Source organism: Thiothrix fructosivorans (assembly GCF_017349355.1).
Taxonomy (GTDB): Bacteria; Pseudomonadota; Gammaproteobacteria; order Thiotrichales; family Thiotrichaceae; genus Thiothrix; species Thiothrix fructosivorans.
The window spans coordinates 308083-328493 of sequence record NZ_JAFMPM010000006.1; the positions used below are offsets into that span (position 1 = coordinate 308083).

Annotated in this window: 19 protein-coding genes and 1 pseudogene; 7 read left to right on the plus strand and 13 right to left on the minus strand. The window is 52.7% G+C overall.

Going from position 1 to position 20411, the window contains the following annotated elements; translation table 11 throughout:
• The first annotated feature begins 8 nt into the window (after positions 1 to 8).
• Genes J1836_RS04665 through J1836_RS04690 form a run of 6 tightly spaced genes read left to right on the plus strand, consistent with a single transcriptional unit; the run spans position 9 to position 7480 of the window.
• Positions 9 to 395, plus strand: coding sequence for a response regulator (locus tag J1836_RS04665; protein WP_207249919.1), 387 nt, complete (start codon positions 9 to 11; stop codon positions 393 to 395).
• Positions 388 to 918 carry a chemotaxis protein CheW gene (locus J1836_RS04670; protein ID WP_207249920.1) on the plus strand — a complete coding sequence of 177 codons (531 nt, stop codon included), beginning with the start codon at positions 388 to 390 and terminating at the stop codon, positions 916 to 918. Before J1836_RS04665 ends, J1836_RS04670 begins: the two co-directional genes overlap by 8 nt.
• The gene (locus tag J1836_RS04675) at positions 915 to 2057 is read left to right on the plus strand and encodes a methyl-accepting chemotaxis protein (RefSeq protein ID WP_207249921.1); all 1143 of its coding nucleotides are present in this window, start codon (positions 915 to 917) and stop codon (positions 2055 to 2057) included. Before J1836_RS04670 ends, J1836_RS04675 begins: the two co-directional genes overlap by 4 nt.
• A gap of 10 nt (positions 2058 to 2067) precedes the next feature.
• Positions 2068 to 3894 (plus strand): FimL-related protein, encoded by a 1827-nt coding sequence (locus J1836_RS04680; RefSeq protein ID WP_207249922.1) that lies wholly within the window; start codon positions 2068 to 2070, stop codon positions 3892 to 3894.
• 53 nt (positions 3895 to 3947) lie between these two features.
• Positions 3948 to 6983, plus strand: coding sequence for a hybrid sensor histidine kinase/response regulator (locus tag J1836_RS04685; RefSeq protein WP_242632823.1), 3036 nt, complete (start codon positions 3948 to 3950; stop codon positions 6981 to 6983).
• Positions 6980 to 7480, plus strand: a complete 501-nt coding sequence (locus J1836_RS04690; protein ID WP_207249924.1) for a chemotaxis protein CheW — start codon at positions 6980 to 6982, stop codon at positions 7478 to 7480. The genes J1836_RS04685 and J1836_RS04690 overlap by 4 nt, the downstream gene beginning before the upstream one ends.
• On the opposite strand, the gene J1836_RS04695 is transcribed toward J1836_RS04690, so the two are convergent.
• The 5 genes from J1836_RS04695 to J1836_RS04715 all read right to left on the minus strand — a co-directional run bounded on the left by J1836_RS04695 (position 7466) and on the right by J1836_RS04715 (position 12512).
• Positions 7466 to 7951, minus strand: coding sequence for a hypothetical protein (locus J1836_RS04695; protein ID WP_207249925.1), 486 nt, complete (start codon positions 7949 to 7951; stop codon positions 7466 to 7468). The genes J1836_RS04690 and J1836_RS04695 overlap by 15 nt on opposite strands.
• Positions 7944 to 8753, minus strand: a complete 810-nt coding sequence (locus tag J1836_RS04700; protein WP_207249926.1) for a symmetrical bis(5'-nucleosyl)-tetraphosphatase — start codon at positions 8751 to 8753, stop codon at positions 7944 to 7946. Before J1836_RS04700 ends, J1836_RS04695 begins: the two co-directional genes overlap by 8 nt.
• 75 nt (positions 8754 to 8828) lie before the next feature.
• Positions 8829 to 9542 (minus strand): Bax inhibitor-1/YccA family protein, encoded by a 714-nt coding sequence (locus J1836_RS04705; protein WP_207249927.1) that lies wholly within the window; start codon positions 9540 to 9542, stop codon positions 8829 to 8831.
• A gap of 59 nt (positions 9543 to 9601) precedes the next feature.
• Positions 9602 to 10414 carry an SPOR domain-containing protein gene (locus tag J1836_RS04710; RefSeq protein WP_207249928.1) on the minus strand — a complete coding sequence of 271 codons (813 nt, stop codon included), beginning with the start codon at positions 10412 to 10414 and terminating at the stop codon, positions 9602 to 9604.
• Between the two features lie 55 nt (positions 10415 to 10469).
• A complete protein-coding gene (locus J1836_RS04715; RefSeq protein ID WP_207249929.1) occupies positions 10470 to 12512 on the minus strand; it encodes a primosomal protein N' in 2043 nt (680 codons plus the stop codon).
• A gap of 457 nt (positions 12513 to 12969) precedes the next feature.
• Between J1836_RS04715 and J1836_RS04720 the strand changes: the two are divergent.
• A pseudogene (locus tag J1836_RS04720) lies at positions 12970 to 13455 on the plus strand (transposase); the annotation flags it as partial.
• A gap of 189 nt (positions 13456 to 13644) precedes the next feature.
• Here the strand turns inward: J1836_RS04720 and J1836_RS04725 are convergent.
• The 8 genes from J1836_RS04725 to J1836_RS04765 all read right to left on the minus strand — a co-directional run bounded on the left by J1836_RS04725 (position 13645) and on the right by J1836_RS04765 (position 20403).
• Positions 13645 to 13974 (minus strand): hypothetical protein, encoded by a 330-nt coding sequence (locus tag J1836_RS04725; protein ID WP_207249930.1) that lies wholly within the window; start codon positions 13972 to 13974, stop codon positions 13645 to 13647.
• A gap of 9 nt (positions 13975 to 13983) precedes the next feature.
• Positions 13984 to 14439, minus strand: a complete 456-nt coding sequence (locus J1836_RS04730) for a hypothetical protein (protein ID WP_207249931.1) — start codon at positions 14437 to 14439, stop codon at positions 13984 to 13986.
• Between the two features lie 251 nt (positions 14440 to 14690).
• Positions 14691 to 15977 (minus strand): sensor histidine kinase, encoded by a 1287-nt coding sequence (locus J1836_RS04735; protein ID WP_207249932.1) that lies wholly within the window; start codon positions 15975 to 15977, stop codon positions 14691 to 14693.
• 109 nt (positions 15978 to 16086) lie between these two features.
• Positions 16087 to 17058 carry an RNA-guided endonuclease InsQ/TnpB family protein gene (locus J1836_RS04740; protein ID WP_242632824.1) on the minus strand — a complete coding sequence of 324 codons (972 nt, stop codon included), beginning with the start codon at positions 17056 to 17058 and terminating at the stop codon, positions 16087 to 16089.
• Positions 17059 to 17061: 3 nt separating this feature from the next.
• Positions 17062 to 18639 carry an IS66 family transposase gene (tnpC, locus tag J1836_RS04750; RefSeq protein WP_242632653.1) on the minus strand — a complete coding sequence of 526 codons (1578 nt, stop codon included), beginning with the start codon at positions 18637 to 18639 and terminating at the stop codon, positions 17062 to 17064.
• Between the two features lie 46 nt (positions 18640 to 18685).
• Positions 18686 to 18964, minus strand: a complete 279-nt coding sequence (locus J1836_RS04755; RefSeq protein WP_207249935.1) for a helix-turn-helix domain-containing protein — start codon at positions 18962 to 18964, stop codon at positions 18686 to 18688.
• A 170-nt stretch (positions 18965 to 19134) separates the two neighbouring features.
• The gene (locus J1836_RS04760) at positions 19135 to 19566 is read right to left on the minus strand and encodes a hypothetical protein (protein WP_207249936.1); all 432 of its coding nucleotides are present in this window, start codon (positions 19564 to 19566) and stop codon (positions 19135 to 19137) included.
• A gap of 177 nt (positions 19567 to 19743) precedes the next feature.
• Positions 19744 to 20403 carry a response regulator gene (locus J1836_RS04765; RefSeq protein ID WP_207249937.1) on the minus strand — a complete coding sequence of 220 codons (660 nt, stop codon included), beginning with the start codon at positions 20401 to 20403 and terminating at the stop codon, positions 19744 to 19746.
• Positions 20404 to 20411: the final 8 nt, after the last annotated feature.

The following is a 20411-nucleotide window of genomic DNA, read 5'->3' on the forward strand; positions in this document are numbered from 1 at the left end:
GTTACACCATGGCAGCGCCACACATACTGATCATTGACGACTCTTTGGCTGAGACCCGTATTTTTACCGCATTGCTGGAAAAACGCGGCTTTCAGGTCAGTGTTGCCTGCAATGGTCAGGAAGGTATCCAAGTCGCGAAAGCGCGGCAGCCGGATATTATCCTGATGGATGTGGTGATGCCCTTGGTGAACGGTTTTCAAGCTACTCGTGAGCTGACGCGTTCGCCCGAAACCGCGCATATTCCGATTATCGTGTGCAGTTCCAAGTCGGCGGAAACCGATCGGGTGTGGGCGACACGTCAAGGCGCGAAAGCCTACCTCGTTAAACCCGTTGACCCTAAGCTACTGTTGGCAACCATTGCGCAGTTCATCGGCAAGGCAGATAGTCATGGTTAGCCCTTACGAACTGCTCGCAGGGTTGGCGTTACTGCGTGAAAAGAAGCGCCGCTCACATCAGCACCACACCCAAGATTTACAGGAATGGTCAGGGTTTCAGGTACACATCGGCGATTTGGTTTGCCTGATTCCGTGTGATCAGGTGGAAGAGGTGGTGACGCCCGCCAGTGTCGCGGCAGTACGCGGGGTGGCAAGTTGGATCAATGGGGTAATTTATTGCCGCGCACAATTAGTGACGCTGGTGGATGTTGCCGCGTTGTTATTGGGTAAAGAACGGGTTTCCAGCACCGGACGGGCATTCGTGGTACGCGGTGCACGGGAATGGTTTGGTTTACAAACGGGCAGCTTTGAAGGGGTACGGCATATTTGGTCGGATACCCCCGTCTGCGCCGCTCCTCACTTGGTTAAGGGTAAAGGGCTGCACTATATCCGCCAATGGTTGTTGTTGGATGATCAGCCGGTCGCGGTGGTGGATGCGCTCAAGCTGGTCAGCGCCTTGGAAAGCGGGGAGATTGCCGTATGAGCGAGCTTGCTTACCAGAGTGTGATTGGTGTGCTGCTGCTCGGTGTTATCGGCTTGGGTTGGCTGTTATGGCACTTAAAGCGCCAAGCCCATACGCAAAGTGCGGGGGAAGCACGGCAGCAACAGCAGGCGGTGTTGCGCTTGCTGGATGAAATGAGTTCGTTGGCGGATGGTGATTTGACCATGCGCGCCACGGTGACGGAAGACGTAACCGGCGCCATTGCGGACGCGGTTAACTTTGCGGTGGATGCGCTGCGGGCGTTGGTGGTGCGCATGGATATGACTTCGCACCACCTGACGGGATTTGCACAGGATGCAGAAACGCGGGTCAATAATCTGGCGGGTTCATCCTCGCGCCAAGCGCAGGAAATTGCGGTCGTCACTTCGACGATTGCTACGTTGACCAAATCCATTCAGAAAGTCTCGCGCAATGCGTCGAGTTCAGCCGACGTGGCGCGGAAGTCTTTGGATATTTCGCAAGCAGGGGCGCAAACCGTGCGGGCGACCATTGTGGACATGGGGTCGATCCGCGAAAAAATTCAAGCGACCTCGAAGCGTTTGAAGCGCTTGGGGGAAAGCTCACAGGAAGTCGGCGACATTGTGCGCCTGATGAATGACATTGCCGAACAGACTAATATTCTGGCACTGAATGCCTCGATTCAAACCAGCAGCAGTCAGGTGAATAGCGGTACGGGCAATGCGTCCAGCGGTTTCCGACGCTTGGCGGATGAAATGCAGCAATTAGCGCAACAAGCGGCAGAAGCCTCGCGCAAGATTGACGTATTGATTCGTACCATGCAGGCGGATACCAGTGAAGTGATGGCCTCGATGGAAGAAACCACGGCCAAAGTGGTCGATGGGGCGCGTAATGCCGAATTAGCAGGCGCGGCACTGGATGAAGTGGAAGACGTGACGGTGGGTTTAGCTCGCTTGATCGGCAATATCTCGGAAGCCGCCGGTAAGCAGGCGAATATGGCTGGGCAAGTGGTGAATACCATGAGCGCGATCCAAGAAATTACCCAGCAAACGGCTCGCTACAGCGAAGAAACCCGCGCACTGGTGACCGATCTCAATGCCACCGCTGCCGATTTACGCGGGGCAATTACGGACTTCACGCTGGCTGAAGAAAAACAAAAATGACAGGTGCAATATGATTTCGGATAAATCAAGTTTGGCTAGCCGTCTTGGATGGATCGTCAAGGATGTTGAGCAAGCCATTGAGCAAGTGCGGCAAGCGTTTGGGCGTTACACCGAAACTACGGACAAGAGTGAGTTAAGTGGCTGCCGCGAAACATGCCGCCAACTGAATGGCACATTGGAAGTCTTGGATGCCAGTGGCGTGAGTATGCTCAGTGGCGAACTCGTGCATTTGCTGGATGCGTTGATTCAAGGTCGGGTCGACAATTTGCGAGCAGCGCAGGATGCGGTGGCGGAAGGTTTATTGCAATTGTCGGAATACCTCAAGCATTTGCAGGAAGGCTATGCCGACTTGCCGATGATTGTGTTGCCGACCTTGAACAATCTGCGGGCAGCGCGGGATGCTGATTTATTATCCGAGCATTTAGTGTTTTTGCCGCAAGACGGTCATGCTAGCGATGAACAGATCGGCACAGCGGAATACGTGGCGTTGCCGCTGGATCGCTTGCATCAGGTGAGTACTAAGTTACGGTTTTTCTTCCAAAAAGCGCTGTTGGGTTGGTTTAAACACGAGCAGCCGCAACGCATGTTGCAAGCCGTGGGTAAAGTTACCGATAACATGATTAAGCTCAACCGTTCACAACGGGTGCGTTCGCTGTGGTGGATTGCGTCGGGTTTAGCCGAAGCCTTGGAACAGGAGCGCTTGGAGCACGGTGTTGCGGTCAAGATGTTGCTGGGACGGTTGGAGCGCGAAATTCGCCTGTTCAGTGAAGTGGGCGAAGTCGGTTACGACAAGGGTTTGGCGGATGAATTACTGAAAAACTTGTTGTATTACGTGGGCTTGGCGGAAAACGGTGCGTCAACCACGGATAAAGTGAAAGCCGCGTATCATTTGGATTTGTATCTGCCGCAAGGCGAAACACTGGATGAATTACGCCACTATTACACCACGCCGGGGCGCGATATGTGGCGGGCGGTGTCGTCTTCTGTCACCGAAGAATTACGCAGTTTGCAAGGCGTGTTGGATGCGATGCAAGACCGTGAGCGTCAGCCAGAATTGCTGGGTAAATTAGCGGATCGTACCGATAGTTTAGCCAGCACCTTGGCGATGTTGGGCTTGGGGCGTGCGTCGAGTTTAACGGCGGAATTGGTTACGGATTTGCGGGCGCGTTTAGCCAGCGGTACGGTGCAAGATTTGGAGGCGATGCTACACATTAGCACCCATTACGCCCGTTTAGAAAAAGTCTTGGGTGAATACGCCGAAACGGGGCAGGATGTCACCGACACAATTTTCAGTCAGGATGGCGAAAACCAAGACCCCTCCGGCGAACGTTCGCTGCTCCGCACGACTTTGACCGAATTGAGCAAAGCGCAATCACGCATGGTGGCGTTTTACAAGGAAGGCTGGGCGTTTGTGTGTTTGGAAGAAGTCGCGACCTCGCTGGAAACCATCAGCGGCGCGTTGACGATGGCAAATGCCACCGAATTGTTGCCGATGGTGGATACGGCGTTGCGCTATGTGCGTGAAGATTTGTTAGTACGCAAACGTGAACCGTCGTTGGATGAATTAGCCGTGTTTGCGGATGTGCTCACGCTGTTTGAAGCCTCGGTATCGGCGCGTTTGCATCATGACGATGACCTTGCATTGTTGCCGACGGGGTTTGCGAAGCTGCGCGAATTGGATGGTTTTAGCGATTTGAACTTGCTGGGTGAAGTCGATTTGACCGCGTTGGAAGCGGATGTTGTGGCAAAAAAAAAAGCACAACAGCAAACACCCTCGACTTTACTGCAACGCTTACGGATGCCGCTCCAACAACCCACCGCTTACGCGATAGCTTAGGCGATGACATTTTCGATATTTTCAGTGAAGAAGTCACTGAGATTGCCGAAAACCTGCATCACTTATTCCCGCAATGGCAGCAAGCGCGTAAAGATCGGGCAGTACTGACGGAGATTCGCCGTGCGTTCCATACCCTCAAGGGCAGTGGGCGCATGGCGGGGGCGTTTGCACTGGGGGATTTTGGTTGGATTCATGAAGACCTGTTGAATCATGTTCTGAATGGGCAAGTGGTCGCGGATGACCGTGTGGTGGAGCAAGTCGGCAAAGCAATTGTGGAATTGCAGGCGCGTTTGCCGTATTTCTTGGAAGCACAGCAAAAAGATGCGCGGGTGGAGGCGATGATTGCCGCCGCCGAAGCGGTGTTATTGCCGCCGGAAGCTGCGCCGCTAGAAATGTTTGATTTTTCTGCGCCAACCCCTGCGCCAGCCAAGATGGTTACGCCAGAACCGATCTTCGAATTGCCCCCCGAACCTATTCCACAACCAATCTTCGAATTGCCCCCCGAACCGCAGCCAGAAGAACCCATGACAGCCCTGCCAGAGCTGTTGCCAGCGTTCACATTGCCCCCCGATCCAGAACCCGAACCCGAACCCGAACCCGATGACGCGGCGGAGGTGGATGCGGAGGCGCGGTTGATTTGGCAATTGTTCTGGGAAGAAGTCCCCGAACAACTGCAAGCCCTCGACCGTAACTTGCAACATTTACGCGATACCCCAGACGATCAGGACATTATTCACGAGCTGGAACGCGAATTCCACACCCTCAAAGGCGGGGCGCGGATGGCGCAATTGACCGCCTTAGCAGATGTCAGCCACGAAGCAGAAAGCCTGTTAAGCCGCTTGCACCATGTCAGCGGCGTAAGCGCGGCGGATATTGAAACCTTGCAAGTCGCGGTTGATCGTTTGCACCACTTGGCGGAAGAATTTAGCCGCTATCCCAGTGCAACCGTTCCCGCCCCTGTGTCAGAACCTGTGCCGGAGCAGGTTGTTGTGCCGGAAGCGGTGGAATTGCCCGTCCCTGCGCCAGTGGCGGATACATGGGCGCGGCAAACTCGTCCTGTCACCCCGGAATCCGGCAGTTTGCTGGAGCGTTTATTGCAAGAGCAAGCCGATAGTTTGCCGGATATTGCCTTGCTGGATACGGTGGTGCGTCCGACTCCGGCGTTAGAAAGTGCTGAGGCGACGGCAGCGACAGTGAATCCGCACGAAACTATCCGTTTGCCTGCGGTGTTTGTGGATAGCTTGATTGATCGTGTGGTTGAGCTGAATGTGCAACAAGTGCACCTATCCGAACATTTCAGCAGCATGGGCATGGATGTGGATGAGTTGGTGCGTACCGTGGCACGCTTACGCCAACAAATCCGTGCCCTTGAGGTAGAAAGTGAAGCACGTATTCACGCCGGACGCAGCAAGCAATCCACGATCACCAGCGCAACACCTACCAATAGTGATGGCTTTGACCCGCTGGAAATGGATCAATACGCCGAAATTCAGCGTGTGTCACGTTCCCTCGCCGAAAGCCTGAATGACTTGGTGAATTTAGAGGTGGATCTCGCTGCGCAAGTGCGCAAAGGTGAGCAATTATTGCAAGCCGATATGCGTTCCACCCGCCAATTGCAACAGGATTTGCTGGATACGCGCTTGGTCGCCGTGACCATGCTTGTGCCACGTTTGCGCCGTTTGACACGGCAAGTCGCAGGCGAATTGGGCAAGCAAGTCGCGCTAGAAGTCTTGGGTGAAGATTGCGAACTCGACCGCAATTTGTTGCAAAGCATGACCGCACCGTTGGAACACTTGATCCGTAATGCGATTTCACACGGGTTGGAATTGCCGGATGAGCGGGAAGCGCAAGGCAAGCCGCGTACCGGCAAAATCAGCCTGAGCATTAGCCGTGATGATGCGGAAATTGTGATCCGTTTCCGTGATGATGGGCGTGGTTTGAACCGTGAGCGTTTGCGTGAACGTGCGTTGGAAATAGGCATTACCAGCAAAGGGCAAGAGTTGCTGGAAACCGAATTGGATCGCTTGATTTTGCGCCCCGGTTTTTCCACCGCGACCAGCATTAGCCAAATTGCAGGGCGTGGAATCGGTATGGATGTGGTGCATTCTGAGCTGAAAGCACTGGGTGGCAGTTTGCACATTAGCTCCAAACCCAATGAGGGCGTGGAATTTGCGATGCACTTACCGTTTACCTTGGTGGTGAATCCGGTCTTGCTGGCGGAGGTGCAAGGGCAACTCTATGCACTACCGATCAATGGCGTGCAGGGCTTGGCGCGGATTTCTGGGCGGCAGCTTCAGGAAACCTTGCAGGCGGAAGTGGCCTTGCTGGATTTTGCAGGTGAACCTTACGTCTTGCACCATCTGGCGGAAGTGCTGGGGGTGCAACGCTTTGAGCCAGTCTTTGAGGCGGAAGAACGTTTTCCGGTGGTGTTCATCCAATTGCAAGGGCAAGCCGTGGCGTGGGTGATTGATAGCATACGCGGGCGGCGCGAAGTGGTGTTACAACCGCTGGGAACATTGTTCAAAAACTGCCGCTTGTATTCGGCAGCGACGGTATCACCGGATGGCAGCGTATTTCTTGTGCCGGATATGGCGGAGCTGGCGCGGTTGGCGTTACTGGTGCAGCCGTTGGCGGAAACGTCCGCCGTGCTGGAAGAGCAACCTGCTGAACCCGTGGGACCACCGCGTGTGTTAGTGGTGGATGATTCCATTACGGTACGGCGCGTGACTGAGAAATTCCTCAGTACCCGTGATTACACAGTGTTTACCGCAAAGGATGGCATGGAGGCATTGGAACGGATGAGTGAATTCCAGCCGGATGTGGTGTTGCTGGATATTGAAATGCCGCGCATGGATGGCTTTGAGTTGCTGGGACATTTACGCCGTGACCCGCAATGGGCAAGGTTACCGATTATTATGATCAGCTCGCGCACCGCGCAAAAGCATCGCGAACACGCCGGTTCGTTGGGCGCAACCGGCTTCTTAGGGAAGCCGTATCAGAATGAAGTGCTGCTGGATGCCTTGCAAGAAGTGCTCGCCAGCGGTCACGCAACCGATAATACCCACGTGTGGGAGGGGCAAACAGTATGAACCTTGGTAAACAACCCGCGATTAAAAGCCTGATTGTGCGCTTGCACAAAGGCAGTTTGATTTTACCTGTCAATCTGATGGCAGAATTGGTGACGGGGGGCGAACTCGTGCCCTCCGAACATCCCGGCGTAGAAGGTTGGTTGCATTGGCGCAATCGGCAAATCCCCGTGGTTTCTATCGAGTCCTTGTGTATGCAGGAAGAGGAAGGCGAGTCTGATGAAGGCAAGTGCCTGATTTTGCATACGGTATCAGCGTTGCCCGGTTTACCCTTTATTGCGTTACGGGTGCAAGGCGGCTTGAATACGCTGGAAATTTTACCGGATACCTTGCGCGATGATCACAGCGGCAATATGCAGCGCTGCCCGTATGTGGCACGACAGGTGCGTGCCTCACATTTGCTGTGCTTTATCCCCGATTTGCCCGCGATTGAAGCCGCGATTGCCGAAGTGCTGCAATTGACCGCCGAACAGCGCGAACCCGTGTTAGAGCAGGATTAACGACAGAAATACCGCCAGCATAAACGTCATCGCAATGGCGGCGTTCATGGTGTTGTGATTCATAATACGATCCATGAACACACTTTTCTCGGCAACATTACGCATCATTTCAATGCGTTGCTTGACGGGAAAGGTTTCCGGCTTTTCAAAATTAGCCGTGCCGCCTTTGAGGTTGATCAAAGGCACAAGCATACTGATATTGATGTGCGCTTGAATCGCATCTTGCGTGGGTCCGTCGTAATTCAACGTCCACGGGGCGGCGTATTCAAACGCTTCCATAACAAATGTTTCCCGCATTTTGTCTTGGCTTGCTTTGATGATGGCGCGGTTGCGTTCTAGCCCCTTCACTAGATCGTCTAAGCCCATCATCGGCATGGGTGGAGACATATGTACGTAGTAGTCCCGTCCACGTACCGCTATTTTTACTGTACCAGCGTAGTTGCTGGGTTCTGTGTTTTTTTCGTCAGCCATAGTCGTCACATTGAATGCAGATTAATTGTTGATTGTTGTCGATTCTAAAAGCGCTGAGCTGACCGCCCCAAACACAGCCAGTATCCAGCGCAATGGTATTATTTCCATTATAGTACCCCAAAGTAGACCAATGACCAAACAGCACGGTTAACCCTAGGGATTGCTTTGTTGGATATTTAAACCACGGAATAAGTTCCGCAGTTTCTGATGGTTTCCCTTTGGCGTCAAAATCGAGGCTGCCATCGGGGTGGCAATAGCGCATTCGGGTGAAGGCATTGAGGATGTAACGGTGACGGTCGTGCCGTGCCAGCTTAGGATTCCACACATCGGGTTGGTCGCCGTAAACCTGCGCGAGCCACTGGGCAACGTGCGGGCTGGCAAGTTCGTGTTCGACTTCGCGGGCGCAGGCTTGCGCGGTGGCTAAATCCCATTGCGGGGCAATTCCAGCGTGGCTCATGGCATAGCCCAGTTGCGTATCGACGTGCAGCAGGGGGCGTTGCGCAAGCCATGCCATTAAGTCGAGGTAATCGTGGGCTTCGGTCAGCATTTTCAGGCTTTTGTGCGGCTTGCGTAAACCGTGGAAGGCAGCCAGCAGGCTAATGTCGTGATTGCCGAGTACGCACACGGCAGCATCCCGCAGGGAACGCACGAAGCGTAAGGTTTCCAGCGATTGTTTGCCGCGATTCACCAGATCCCCCGCGAACCACAGCGTATCGTGGTGGGGGTCAAAGCGAAGTTTTTCCAACAGGCGCATGAGTGGGTCATAACAGCCTTGTAAATCACCAATTGCGTAAGTTGCCATCGTTAACGTTTCTCCCAAAACAAAAAAGGCATCCCGAAGGATGCCTTATCAATACCGTAAAACACCGCGCTGTGTTTAGTCTTGACCGGTCAAGCTCATCAGGAATTGCACAATGTAAAAGAACATTAAGCCCACGCTAGAGAACAGCGAGAGCGATGCCGCAACGTGTTGTTGCGTATTGTATTCATGAATAATGTTAGAGGTACTGTACAGCACAGCCGCTGCGGCAAACACAATCATCACACCAGAGAATACCAAGCCTAGGGTGAAGCCAAACAAGACGCTTGCCAAAATGACACCGAGTGCCAGCATCCCGCCAATACTCAGGACAGGCCCCAGGAAAGAAAAGTTCTTACGGGTTGTAAACGCCGTAAAGGTAATTCCTGCAACCAGTACCAAGGTCAGCAATGCCGCGTGGCTGAGTACATCTGGTGCTTTATTGAGGGCAATGTACAGCAGCGGCATAAATACGATGGCTTCTGCTACCACGAATAAACCTAAGCCTGCGTACTGCATTTCCTTGGAAATAGCCGAATGCGCCCAGTTGTTCGCAACGTAAGATGCGCCCATGAACAAACCCATCACGACCAACCACATGAACATGCCACCGCCTTGCAGCAGGTGTACAAATGACTCAGCAATGCCGGATTGGATCAGCGCCGTTTCAACGCCGACAAACGCGAGGATTGCACCGCCTAAGTGCAGGTAAGTGCGCCGGATAAAACCAGCGCGTTCGGTTTCGCTAGCATTCGCTGCCAGTACCCCAGAGTGAATATCTAAATAGGCCATGTGATGCCTCCCTTGTTTGGTTTACGTGTATGTGTATGTGTATGAAATGATGATGATCATTACATACGTACAGCCATTGGGCTAATTCCCATTCCAGATAAGGTTTGTTGCCACTTGTGGAACATTGCGGCGGAACTGGCAGGGCCGATTTTGACGCGATACCACGTTGCACCTTGCACATTAGCGGCTTCGATGCGGGTGTTCAGACCGTTTTGTTGCAGGCGCTGCTGCATGTTTGCTGCTTGGTCTTGGGTTTTGTAAGAACCAATTTGAAAACCGTTGAAGCCGGTCGGTGTCGCCGAGGTTGGCGCAGGGGGAGCTTTCTTCTCTGGGACAGCGTTGGCTTTTTCGTGCAATTTTTCAGCAGTTTTTTCAGTGATCTTTTCAGGTGCTTTGTCGGGAGTCGCGGTTTTTTTCTCGGTTTCTGGCTTCTCAGGTGCTTTCTTTTTATCGGCGGCGGTTTTATCCGGCGCGGGCTGATTTGCGTTCATTTGCTGTTCTACTTGTGCGGACAGCGGTACGTCGATTTCCAGTTGTGGCAAGACGGCGTGATAACTGAAGCCGGGGGTTTCGTCGATGGTTTCATTCGTTTGGGCAGGGCTATCTTGTAAGGATGCTGTGCCGTTATTGCCTTCGAGTGCTGCGGTGGTGTTGGGTGTAGCCGTTGGCGGCGTGAGCGCACTACTGGTATTCACCGTGGTGGTATCTGCTGAAGAGGGGGCGCTGGTATTGGCAACATTGCCTTTGTTGGCGAGTGCGTACATGCCTGCGCCGATCAGTAGCCCAATGGCAACACCGCCGATCATCCAGCCCAGACCGTATTGCCCAAAGGCACTGCCTGCGGCTGATTGTTGTTTGAAATCTTTGGTCATCGTAGATGTCTCGATTTTAGGGATAGTGGTGAGTATAGCTATTTTCGAATCATTTCTAGCTGAAATCAATTGGGTCAACATCAATTGACCAGCGTACTCCAGAACGTCCCGGTAGCTTTGCTGATTGTTGCAGCAGTTGCTGTAAAGCAGCATGAAGCGCGGCACGCTGCTGACTACCCAGCAACAGTTGGGCGCGGTAACGGTTGGCTCGTTTTTCTAGCAATGCAGGAATAGGCCCTAGCCGTTGCAAGTCTGTTCCCGTAGCGCTCACCAGTAATTGGCTGACGTGTTCCAGAAATTGCAGGGCTTTTTCCATGCTGGCAGTGCTGCTGGCGCGGATCAACGCTTGATAGCCGAACGGTGGAAAATGCCAGCGTTTGCGGTCTTCCAGCAGTTGCTGCGCGAACGGGGTGTAACCGTGTCCGACCAGTTGGTGCAGCATGGGGTGGTCGGGCTGGCTGGTTTGCAGAATCACGCGCCCTGCTTTGTCGGCACGTCCGGCACGCCCGGCGACTTGCACCAGCAATTGCCCCAAACGTTCGAGGGCGCGGTAGTCAGTGCTGAGCAGCGATTGGTCAATGTCGAGGATAATGACCAGCGTGAGGTTGGGGAAATCGTGACCTTTGGCGAGCATTTGCGTGCCGACCAGAATCAGCGGGTCGTTGCTGCGCACGGTGGCGAGTTTGGCGTCGAGTTCACCTTTGCGGCTGGTGCTATCGCGGTCGATACGCACGACCACGGCATCGGGGTAGTGGCTTTGCAGGGTAAGTTCGAGGCGTTCTGTGCCTTGCCCTTGCGTGGTGAGCTTGGGGTTTTGGCATTGCGGGCAGCGTAACGGCGTGGGTTGTTCGGTACTGCAATGGTGGCAAATCAGTTTATTGCGACGGGCGTGCCAGGTCATTTTGGCGCTGCAATGTTCACAATTGGCTTGCCAGCCGCACGAGGGGCAGTACAAGGCAGGGGCAAAACCTCGGCGGTTGAGGAAGACCATCGCTTGTTCGCCGCGTGCCAGCGTGTCGCGGATGGCAATCAAACTTTGCGGGGTTAAACCCGCTTGTAACTCGAACGGGCGCGTGTCTTGCAGTTGCAGGTCGGGTTTGCGGGTAGTGCCGGGGCGCTGGTTGAGACGCACGTAGTGGAAGCGCTTGGTTTGCGCGTTGTAGAGCGATTCCAGCGCGGGCGTTGCTGTGCCCATGACGATGGGGATGTCGAGCATTTGGGCGCGTTTAATGGCAAGGTCGCGGGCGTGGTAGCGGAAACCTTCTTGCTGTTTTAAGGAGGCATCGTGTTCTTCGTCGATGACGATCAGGGCAAGGTTGGGCGCGGGGGTGAAAATGGCGGAGCGTGTGCCAATGATGATCTGCGCCATGCCGCTACGCGCTTGCAGCCATGCTTTGAGGCGGTCGCCGTCGCTGAGGGCGGAATGCAGGCAAGCCATCGGTGCGTCGCCAAAAAAGCGGGCGAAGCGCAGCAACAATTGCGGGGTCAAGCCGATTTCCGGCACGATGATCAGCACTTGTTTACCAGCGGCGAATAGTGGGGCGATGAGGCGTAGGTAGATTTCGGTTTTACCGCTGCCGGTGATGCCGTGGAGCAGGATGGGGCGGCGTGGGGTTTGCGTGTTCCATTGCTCGATGCTGTGCAGGCATTGTTGTTGTTCGGCAGTGAGTTGTAGAGCGTGGGTGTCGGCGAGTGGTGAGGTGACCGCTGCGTGTGCAAGCAGCAGTTTTTGGAGGCGGTTGGAGAGCGGTTTGGGCTTGCGCAGGGCGATGGGTAAGGCGGAAAAGAGTACTTCACCGACGGGGTGGTGGTAATAGCCTGCTGCCCATTGCAGCAGCTTGAGCAGGTGTGCATCGGGCAAGGGGGTAACGTCGAGGATGGCTTCGACGGGTTTCAGGGTGAAGGGGCTATCGGTATCGTTGGGTGGGGTGGCTTGAACCCGTATCACTAAGCCTACGCTGTGTTGACTGCCAAAGGGAACGAGGACGCGTGTTCCGGCGACTGGCTGCTCGCCGTCGGGTAGGGCGTAACTGAGCAGGGTGTGCAGCGGGCGCGGCACAGCAACGAGGGCAATGTAACGGGGTGGGTCTTGACTCATGCAGGCAAGTTTAACGGAATTGCAAGGGGATGATGTAGACGTTTGCGTGTTGGCAGGGGGAAAACTTGCTGAAACCTTAACAACTCCTTGCTACATAAGCGGAAATGGCGTTTATGCACAGAACCTGTGGATAACTCTGTGGATTAATCGAAAAATAGCCCTGCTAAGCCTTGTCAAATAAGTACTTATGCACTTTGCCTAAAAAATATACATATGTATTAAGTTATTAAAAATCAATGATTTGAAATATATTTTTTGACGGGGTTGACAAATTTACAGGATAGATGAACGTGGGATGACAATGTGGACAACTTACCGAAAAGTTCGGATAAAGTGAGTAATTTCGCTGATTGTCAAGTCTTGACGTTCAGTTTTCTTTCATCTTTGTGGTGAAAGAACCACTAATGGGAATCTCTAAAAACCTCCTGAACCCCGCACAAATGTGAGAAAATGCTCAATCGTCGATGCCACGCTGGTGGAAGCCCCCAAACAACATTTCCACCAAGAAGAAAAAGTACTGTTGGAACAAGCGGCAACACCGGCGGACTGGACACCTGCGCAACGTCGCCAAAAGGATACGGAAGCAAGCTGGACGAAGAAACACGGTAAAAGCTACCACGGCTACAAACTCAACATCAGTGCCGACCGGAAATACAAACTCATCCGCAAACGCCACGTCAGCACTGCCAAAGAGCATGACATCAACCATTTTGAAGTGGTGCTTGACCGAGCCAACACCAGCCGTGACGCATGGGCGGACACCCGCATCGCCAGACCCCGCGCACGAGTTGAGCATGTGTTTGGGTCAATCTGTGCGATGGGTGGCAAAGCCATCCGTAGCATTGGGTTGGCGCGGGCAGAATTTGGACTCAGCATCAAGGCAACCGTATATAACCTGCGTCGACTTTGTTCGCTCAAAGTAAGCGGAGTTGTGCCTATTTGAGGGGAAATCCCCGAAAAATCCGCAAAAATGCTGGAAAACAACCTGAAAATTGAGATGGATTGGTGTTTTTTAACAAAATGCCGATAGGCCAACGCTAACCACGGCAATACACCGGGTTTTTAGAAGCTCCCAATGGGTTAGAATTTTTGTCGTGTACAGAGAACCTCGATAGAAACATTGAAAATTTAGTTATATCAACTCAAATCCCAATGCAGTATTAACGGTGCTTTTCACTACACCAAGTGCAGCATTTATTGCATGTTCTACTGCAAGCAGCCCTAAACCTTCAATCGTCAATAGAACCATCAGCGTAGCATTTCTCTGAATATTCAAAAGAAGTCTAGCTTGTTCTTGATTTATACTCCTGCTAACAATCAATGCCTCAATCATACTCAGTGATTGAGCTAGCTTCTGGCTTTCGGCTTCAGCAAACTCTTTAGTATCTGACCATTTTATGGAAAATTCCTTTTTGAAAGCCACTGTCATATCCGTAGCTAGCGTTGATATATTTATGCTCATATAGCCTCCTCAATTACGGCGTTTAGCCAGTTCCAATTTCAATATTGATGTAAAACTTGTGTTGAACTGTATGCTTAGGATTTTAATCTGATCTTTTGAAAGACATGAGATTTTATGCAGGCTTTCAAGATCATTGAAACTACGAGAAAGTAATTCTGTTTGATCTATTGTAATTTTATTATCAGGAATTGCCGCCACCCTAACTTTAATACCGCTAACATCCACTTTAGTTTTGTTATAAAACTCCTTATGTTTTTCATATTTACACTCTGGCAAACCTGCAACTGAGTCAAGCAAGACAAAATGTTCTTCTGTTTTTTTCTGTAAAGCCGTTACCGCTTTATCTGTTTGCTCGTCATAACTGCTAATTAAACTAACAGCACAACCTGTTAAATTAACAAAGATTATGAATATTGCAACAAGATAAGATATAATGATCATTGGAGACCGATTAGCTTGTTCCATATCGTTAAGCTCCCAAGCAATAACTTGAAAAAATTGAAAATAAGCATGACAACGTTAAAAATTGATCAATCCTAATCGTCATGCCATCAGTGAATATGCTGATAAATTATCAATTAATAGAATATTGATAAATAACACAAATGTCTATATAAGAAGATAGGCCACACTACTTGCTATATATCTTTTGTCATAACCAATAAAATTATTGTGACTAATAAGTCTAAAATGAGAATTCTTGGGGGGGGGGGAGACTATTTAAACAACACAATCCTCACCCCAAACCGACAAAACTCCCCCTCCCCCGACTCCACCGCCAACTCAAACCCATTCCACACACACTCCCGCCATACAAACTGCAACCCCAGCCCATGTCCATCAATCTTGCCGCTCACCACCACCTGCCGCCGAATATCTTCCACCTGCTGCGCCGACATCCCCACCCCATTGTCATACACCGCCAGCACCAACCGCCCCCCCTCCACCGCCGCACTCACCTGAATCACCCCACCCGGCTTCCCATCAAACTTAGCCAGTACCGCCTCATACGCATTCTTCGCTAAATTATGCAAAATCAAATAGGTAGATCCCGTGCGCTCCTCAAACCAGTAATCCACTGCATTCGCTGGAAAGTCAAACTCCAGCCGCGCCTGACAATGCGTCACCCCATTGCACAGCAACAAGCGCAAATCATCCTGCAATTCCGCCAGCGAAATACGGCGTTTAACGACACTTTCACTGCCCAAATCGTCCAGAATCAGCCGCGACACTCGCTCCATGTAACTGAGCGCCTTTTCCAACCGCGCCACATCTTTCGCGGTAGCCTCCTCCACTTGCCGCTCACCGATCCGCTCCGCACTCAACCGCGCCACGCCGATCAGCGTATTCATCTCATGGTTGATCGCACGGGTCGAATGTCCAATCGCCGCCTCACGCTGCAAACCCGCCGCCTCGCGCTCTACCCGTTCCCGCTGTAAACGTTCGGCGAATACCGCCGCCATTTCCGCCGCCACATAGCGTTCCAGCTTCCACAAAATGAACACCAGCCCCAGATAACACGCAATCAGGTAAACCTCGGTACGCAGATCCGTCGGATACAACCACAACACCAGCACACAAAAACTGCTAAAAGCCGCCCCCACCGTGATCAACTTATTGCGCGGCTGATGCACCTCGGTCAACGCCCCAAAGGTCAGCAGCAGCCACGCAATCACCGCCGCCGCCTCGTGCGCATTCAAGCTCCACGCGATATACACATCAAACGGAAAATTTACGCACCAGCGCAGGGTATCAAAGGTATCTGAACGTGCCGAAATCGCGCCCCACGGGGTAGGAATAGCTTTAAGCTGGGAAAGCCACACATTCAGCCCCGCCACCACCGCAATAACCACCATGCCAGAAAAAACCCGGTCATTGCCGGGTTGCCAATGCGACAGCACCAGAAACAGCGTCGTCACCACCATCACCGGCACAACCACTTTGGTAAACAGCAGCTTGTAACGCTCCTGCAAGCGCTGGTTCAGCTCGACATCCTGAAGCATCACACCACTCCTACACTGTTCCCTCTATAACAGATAGTGTAGGACAAATGTCTAGATTGCTTTGGATTGACATCCTCCCCTCCCTAAAGGAAGGGGATTCCTACTGCATTCAGCCAGATAGCTGACTTACTTCGGTGAGTTCCTGCTTCACAGAGCGGCGTAATGCCACATCTCCACAGGCTAACAAGCGGTGCCCCCGCTCTAAAACATTGACCGCCCCGACCACATCGGCGTGGTTTTCATAGTCACATTCCACACACGCAAAGCGAGCTTGGGTTTGGCGGTTAGCGGCTGACACATGACCGCAACACGGGCAGGTTTGGCTGGTATGGTGCGGTGGCACGGCAAACAGTATCCCGCCGTTCCATGCCGTTTTGTAATCCAGTTGCCGCCGAAATTCGCCCCAGCCTTGATCGAGGATCGCCTTGTTTAAGCCAGATTTGGCTGCAACGTTTTTGCCGGGATTTTCTGCCGTACCTGCCGCTGACTTGGACATATTCCGTACCTGCAAATCTTCGATGAACACGAGCGCGTGGTTTTGGCTAATCGTGGTCGTCGCTTTGTGCAGGAAATCACGGCGGGCATTGGCTATTTGTGTATGCGTTTTTTGAACTTTGGCTTTGGCTTTTTTCCAGTTGTTGCTGAATTTCTGCTTGTGTGCCATGCGTCGTTGGTATTTGGCGAGCTTGGTTTGTTGGATTTTAAAGCTGTTGAGCGGGGCAATATAGCTGCCATCCGAGAACGTGGCGAAACGGGTTATGCCCAAGTCAATACCAATGCTTCGGCTGCACTCAGCACCAGTAGCCGTAGTAGACACAGATTGTTCCACTTCCCGCTGGGTTTGGATGCTGATGTACCACTTGCCGCTTTTGCCGGAAACGGTAACATTGCGCAATTCCCCCAACGCCTCACGGCTGTTGCGGTAGCGTATCCAGCCCAGTTTGGGCAGGAAAATACGGCTGTTCCCTTGGTCAATCTTGATTTGTTTGGGATCAGGGTAGCGGAAACTGTCACCGCTACCCCTGCGTTTGAAACGCGGAAAATCAGCGCGTTTGGCAAAGAAATGTTGGTAAGCTGTAATTGATCACATCCCCACCCCTTGCGGTAAAGCGGGCAGGGCAAAGCCAGCGCGGGCAGCGGTAATAACACTGGCAAGATAAGCCAAGGCAGACTGTCCACGTTTGCGGCAAGTACCGATGATGCTGGCCAGCATGGCAAACGCACGGCTCCCCGTAGCACTCTTTGTGCCATGGTTGGTTTTGCGCAGGATCACCCAATGGCGCAACGCCCGCTCAGCCTCATTATTGGTCAAGGGAAGCCACGGGTGGTCAAGGATTCGGAAAATGGCATCCCAATCATTGATGAACTCTTTCGCCAGTGCCGCCGTCTTGTCATGGGCAGATACGGCATGGATCAAGCATAATGCCCTGAATTCCAGGAGTTTTGCCTGATGGCGTTGACGGATCACGTCGGTTTGCGTCCCCACCGTGCCGCCTGCTGCCCGCCAAGCGTAAATGTCGTCCTGTAATACCCTCAGCCAAGCGAGGGTGAAGTTGCCAAACGTCCGCCCGTCTTTGTCCAGTGATTCTGCCAGCCCACGGGCTTTGCGGATCAGGTGCGCCCAGCAACGCAAGCGTTTGGGGTGGTGGCGGTAAGCGGCATAGCCATCACTCATCAGCCAGCCCCCAAAGTGGGGGCTAATCACGTTGTCGAGCATTTCAATGGTGCGCTGCCCTACGTAGAAACAAACGCTGAGGGTGGTGACGAATGTCCATAGCCACAGGGCTTCGCCACGCTCTTTCCAAGAGGTTTCATCAATATACAGCACCCCGCCGTCAGCGGTGGCTTCTGCCAACAGCCCTTCCACCAAGGCATCTTCCAATGGAGAAGCACTCGCGGCTGCTTCCTCAAAACATTGCTGCAACACCCCGACACTTAGGGGAATGCCCAACACCTCCCGCAACAGTTCTTGTGTGCCACGCAGTGACAAGCGTGAGCGCAGCCGTAGGTGGACAATAAGTGCCGCCAGATTGCCCCCAATCAGCCGCCACTCGCCCACATCAACCTCCGGGTATAACGGGTCGGGAGCTTGGCGATGCGGGATATGGCGGCTCACATGACCGCAGGTGCATACGCTATCGTGAAGGTGGTGGCGGGTGGTGATGACGGTCAGTCCGGGGTTCCCATCCGTGCCAAACTGGATGTCCACACTGTCATAGGCGGTATAAATACGGGAGACAGCCGCATCCAGGGACCTGCCACAGGCTTCACATCGGCTGGGGTAATGGTGTTCGTCTGCATTGATGGGCGGATGCCATACCCGACCATAACCCGGTGCGCCGGGTTGTTTACCCGCTTTGCGTTTGGCTGGTTGGGCTGGCTTTGTGCCCGCCACAGCTTCTGGTTCCGGGGTTGGCTTTCCTCTGGCTGCACCCACCCCTTCTGTTTCGGGCAAAGCCACCGTTTTGGGTGACGTTTCCCACGGGAAACCGCTGCTGGGTGGTTTGGAGGAGTTGTTGGAGTTTTGGTTGATCTGTTCCCGCGCTTCTTTCAGGTCATGCAACAACTTGGTCGACAGGTGCAGCAGTTCCTCCGGCGTGAGCTTGGCAAGGTACTGGCTGTTAAGCTGTTTGAGGCTGTGGTCTTTCAGTTGTTGGGTCATCGGGGGAGTGTCGCAAATTTAGTGCGTTTGGGTAAGGGGGGACTGTTCAGTTACGGTAAGCTTTGTCGAGATCTTTCAGCGCATGTTGCAGCGGATGAACGGGAGAATCTTTCAACCACGGGGTCTCTGTGCCATTACGCCATGCCGTCAGGTGTTTTGCCATTGCCACGTAACCGATGAACTTTTCACCTGCTTCATGATTCGCTTGCTGCAACGCTAACGCCTTGTTGTAAACAAATCGGCACGAACCCGCATAACGGCGCAGATTGCGCTGTTGTCCACCGTCTGGCTTGAGTTCGTATTTGAAGGCTTGGAGTCGTTGCATTTTCTGGAGTGTAGCCAACAATCGCATGGATGAGAGTGGATTTATGTGCTAAACGGTGTTGCTTGGCAGATTAACCTGCGAACATAGGGCTGCTTCGCCACTCGCGCTATCCTCCCCGCCATAAAGGGCGAGGTTTGTAGCGCAATCTGATCAAGCGGTTAAATTTATATCTAGTAAGTTTTTACCCAGCAGCCATCCCACGTACCTTTGCCGCCACCACTGGTATCACAATGCGCAAAATGATCGTAATGAATTTCGCACTTGTTTTGCACCCAATAGCCATTTTCACTCCAGCCACCGTAAGGGGTCGAAATATATTCAACGCCTTTGCAGTTGTGGTTCACTTCACAAGCCAATCGACAAATATCGAAACCCACGTCATAGACCGCATAACCCTTATCGTCCTGCACCCAACCGTGCGACCCGTGAGTACGCCAACCGCCATAACCCTTATCAGACCAACGTAGCGGGTCAGAATAACCATGCCCACTGGTTGTGTAAGCGGATGCCCCCGTGTCTCGCCCATCGGCTACCGTTATCGAAGCGCTCAAGCACAACACCAACGCGATGACTGGTTTTATCGTTGCAATAATGTATTTCATTTGATCCTCCTTAAGGAAAACTCCCTGTCAGTTACATCGTTGCAGGTATGTCGCCAAACCTGTCCGACAAGGCATTGTTACGTCCTTAACGCTGGAATAAAATAGCACTCATTGCATAGCATCAATGCAATATATTAAAATTAAATATTATGAAAAAATTAACCGTAAATATTTTTATTAAATTTTATCAATGCCCAAACGTAATACCGCTTGCACCGCTTCGGTACGGTTACGCACATTCAATGCCCGTAACACCGCACTCACATGCAACCTGACCGTGCCTTCCGCACAAGCTAGCTTGCGGGCAATCGCCTTATTCGGCAGACCCGCAATCATCAAACGGCACACTTCAAGCTGGCGCGGCGTCATACCGAACGCCACTGGCACATTCGCCGCATCCTCAAGTGGTGGCGGTGTGGGCGGCGGTGCATCCAACCCCACTTCCACCAAAATTGCGGGTGAAATATAGGTTTCACCCTGCAAAATCAGCAGCAACGCATTCTTTAAATCACGCCCGCCCACCGTTTTGCTGATATAACCGTTTGCGCCGTTGGCAATCGCCACATGCGCCAATGCTGTATCGCCAATACCGGACAGCATCGTAATCGGCACATCCGGCACTTGTGCACGGATGCGCCGCAACCCCGTGATGCCGTCTTCAACCGGCATGGAAACATCTAACAGAATCAGGGAAAAATCGGTGTATTCGGTCAACACACCCAGCGCTTCCTGCACCGAACCAGCTTCCAGAATCCACACATGAGGGAAACACGCCTCGACATGCAGGCACAGCACCTCACGGAATAACGGATGATCATCCACAATCAAGACACGCATAACACATC

What these genes read in the sequence shown, in the direction of transcription:
- J1836_RS04665 (WP_207249919.1), top strand. Translation starts at nt 9, where the DNA reads ATGGCAGCGCCACACATACTGATCATTGACGACTCTTTGGCTGAGACC.
- J1836_RS04670 (WP_207249920.1), top strand. Translation starts at nt 388, where the DNA reads ATGGTTAGCCCTTACGAACTGCTCGCAGGGTTGGCGTTACTGCGTGAA.
- J1836_RS04675 (WP_207249921.1), top strand. Translation starts at nt 915, where the DNA reads ATGAGCGAGCTTGCTTACCAGAGTGTGATTGGTGTGCTGCTGCTCGGT.
- J1836_RS04680 (WP_207249922.1), top strand. Translation starts at nt 2,068, where the DNA reads ATGATTTCGGATAAATCAAGTTTGGCTAGCCGTCTTGGATGGATCGTC.
- J1836_RS04690 (WP_207249924.1), top strand. Translation starts at nt 6,980, where the DNA reads ATGAACCTTGGTAAACAACCCGCGATTAAAAGCCTGATTGTGCGCTTG.
- J1836_RS04695 (WP_207249925.1), bottom strand. Translation starts at nt 7,951, where the DNA reads ATGGCTGACGAAAAAAACACAGAACCCAGCAACTACGCTGGTACAGTA.
- J1836_RS04700 (WP_207249926.1), bottom strand. Translation starts at nt 8,753, where the DNA reads ATGGCAACTTACGCAATTGGTGATTTACAAGGCTGTTATGACCCACTC.
- J1836_RS04705 (WP_207249927.1), bottom strand. Translation starts at nt 9,542, where the DNA reads ATGGCCTATTTAGATATTCACTCTGGGGTACTGGCAGCGAATGCTAGC.
- J1836_RS04710 (WP_207249928.1), bottom strand. Translation starts at nt 10,414, where the DNA reads ATGACCAAAGATTTCAAACAACAATCAGCCGCAGGCAGTGCCTTTGGG.
- J1836_RS04715 (WP_207249929.1), bottom strand. Translation starts at nt 12,512, where the DNA reads ATGAGTCAAGACCCACCCCGTTACATTGCCCTCGTTGCTGTGCCGCGC.
- J1836_RS04725 (WP_207249930.1), bottom strand. Translation starts at nt 13,974, where the DNA reads ATGAGCATAAATATATCAACGCTAGCTACGGATATGACAGTGGCTTTC.
- J1836_RS04730 (WP_207249931.1), bottom strand. Translation starts at nt 14,439, where the DNA reads ATGGAACAAGCTAATCGGTCTCCAATGATCATTATATCTTATCTTGTT.
- J1836_RS04735 (WP_207249932.1), bottom strand. Translation starts at nt 15,977, where the DNA reads ATGCTTCAGGATGTCGAGCTGAACCAGCGCTTGCAGGAGCGTTACAAG.
- tnpC (WP_242632653.1), bottom strand. Translation starts at nt 18,639, where the DNA reads ATGACCCAACAACTGAAAGACCACAGCCTCAAACAGCTTAACAGCCAG.
- J1836_RS04755 (WP_207249935.1), bottom strand. Translation starts at nt 18,964, where the DNA reads ATGCAACGACTCCAAGCCTTCAAATACGAACTCAAGCCAGACGGTGGA.
- J1836_RS04760 (WP_207249936.1), bottom strand. Translation starts at nt 19,566, where the DNA reads ATGAAATACATTATTGCAACGATAAAACCAGTCATCGCGTTGGTGTTG.
- J1836_RS04765 (WP_207249937.1), bottom strand. Translation starts at nt 20,403, where the DNA reads ATGCGTGTCTTGATTGTGGATGATCATCCGTTATTCCGTGAGGTGCTG.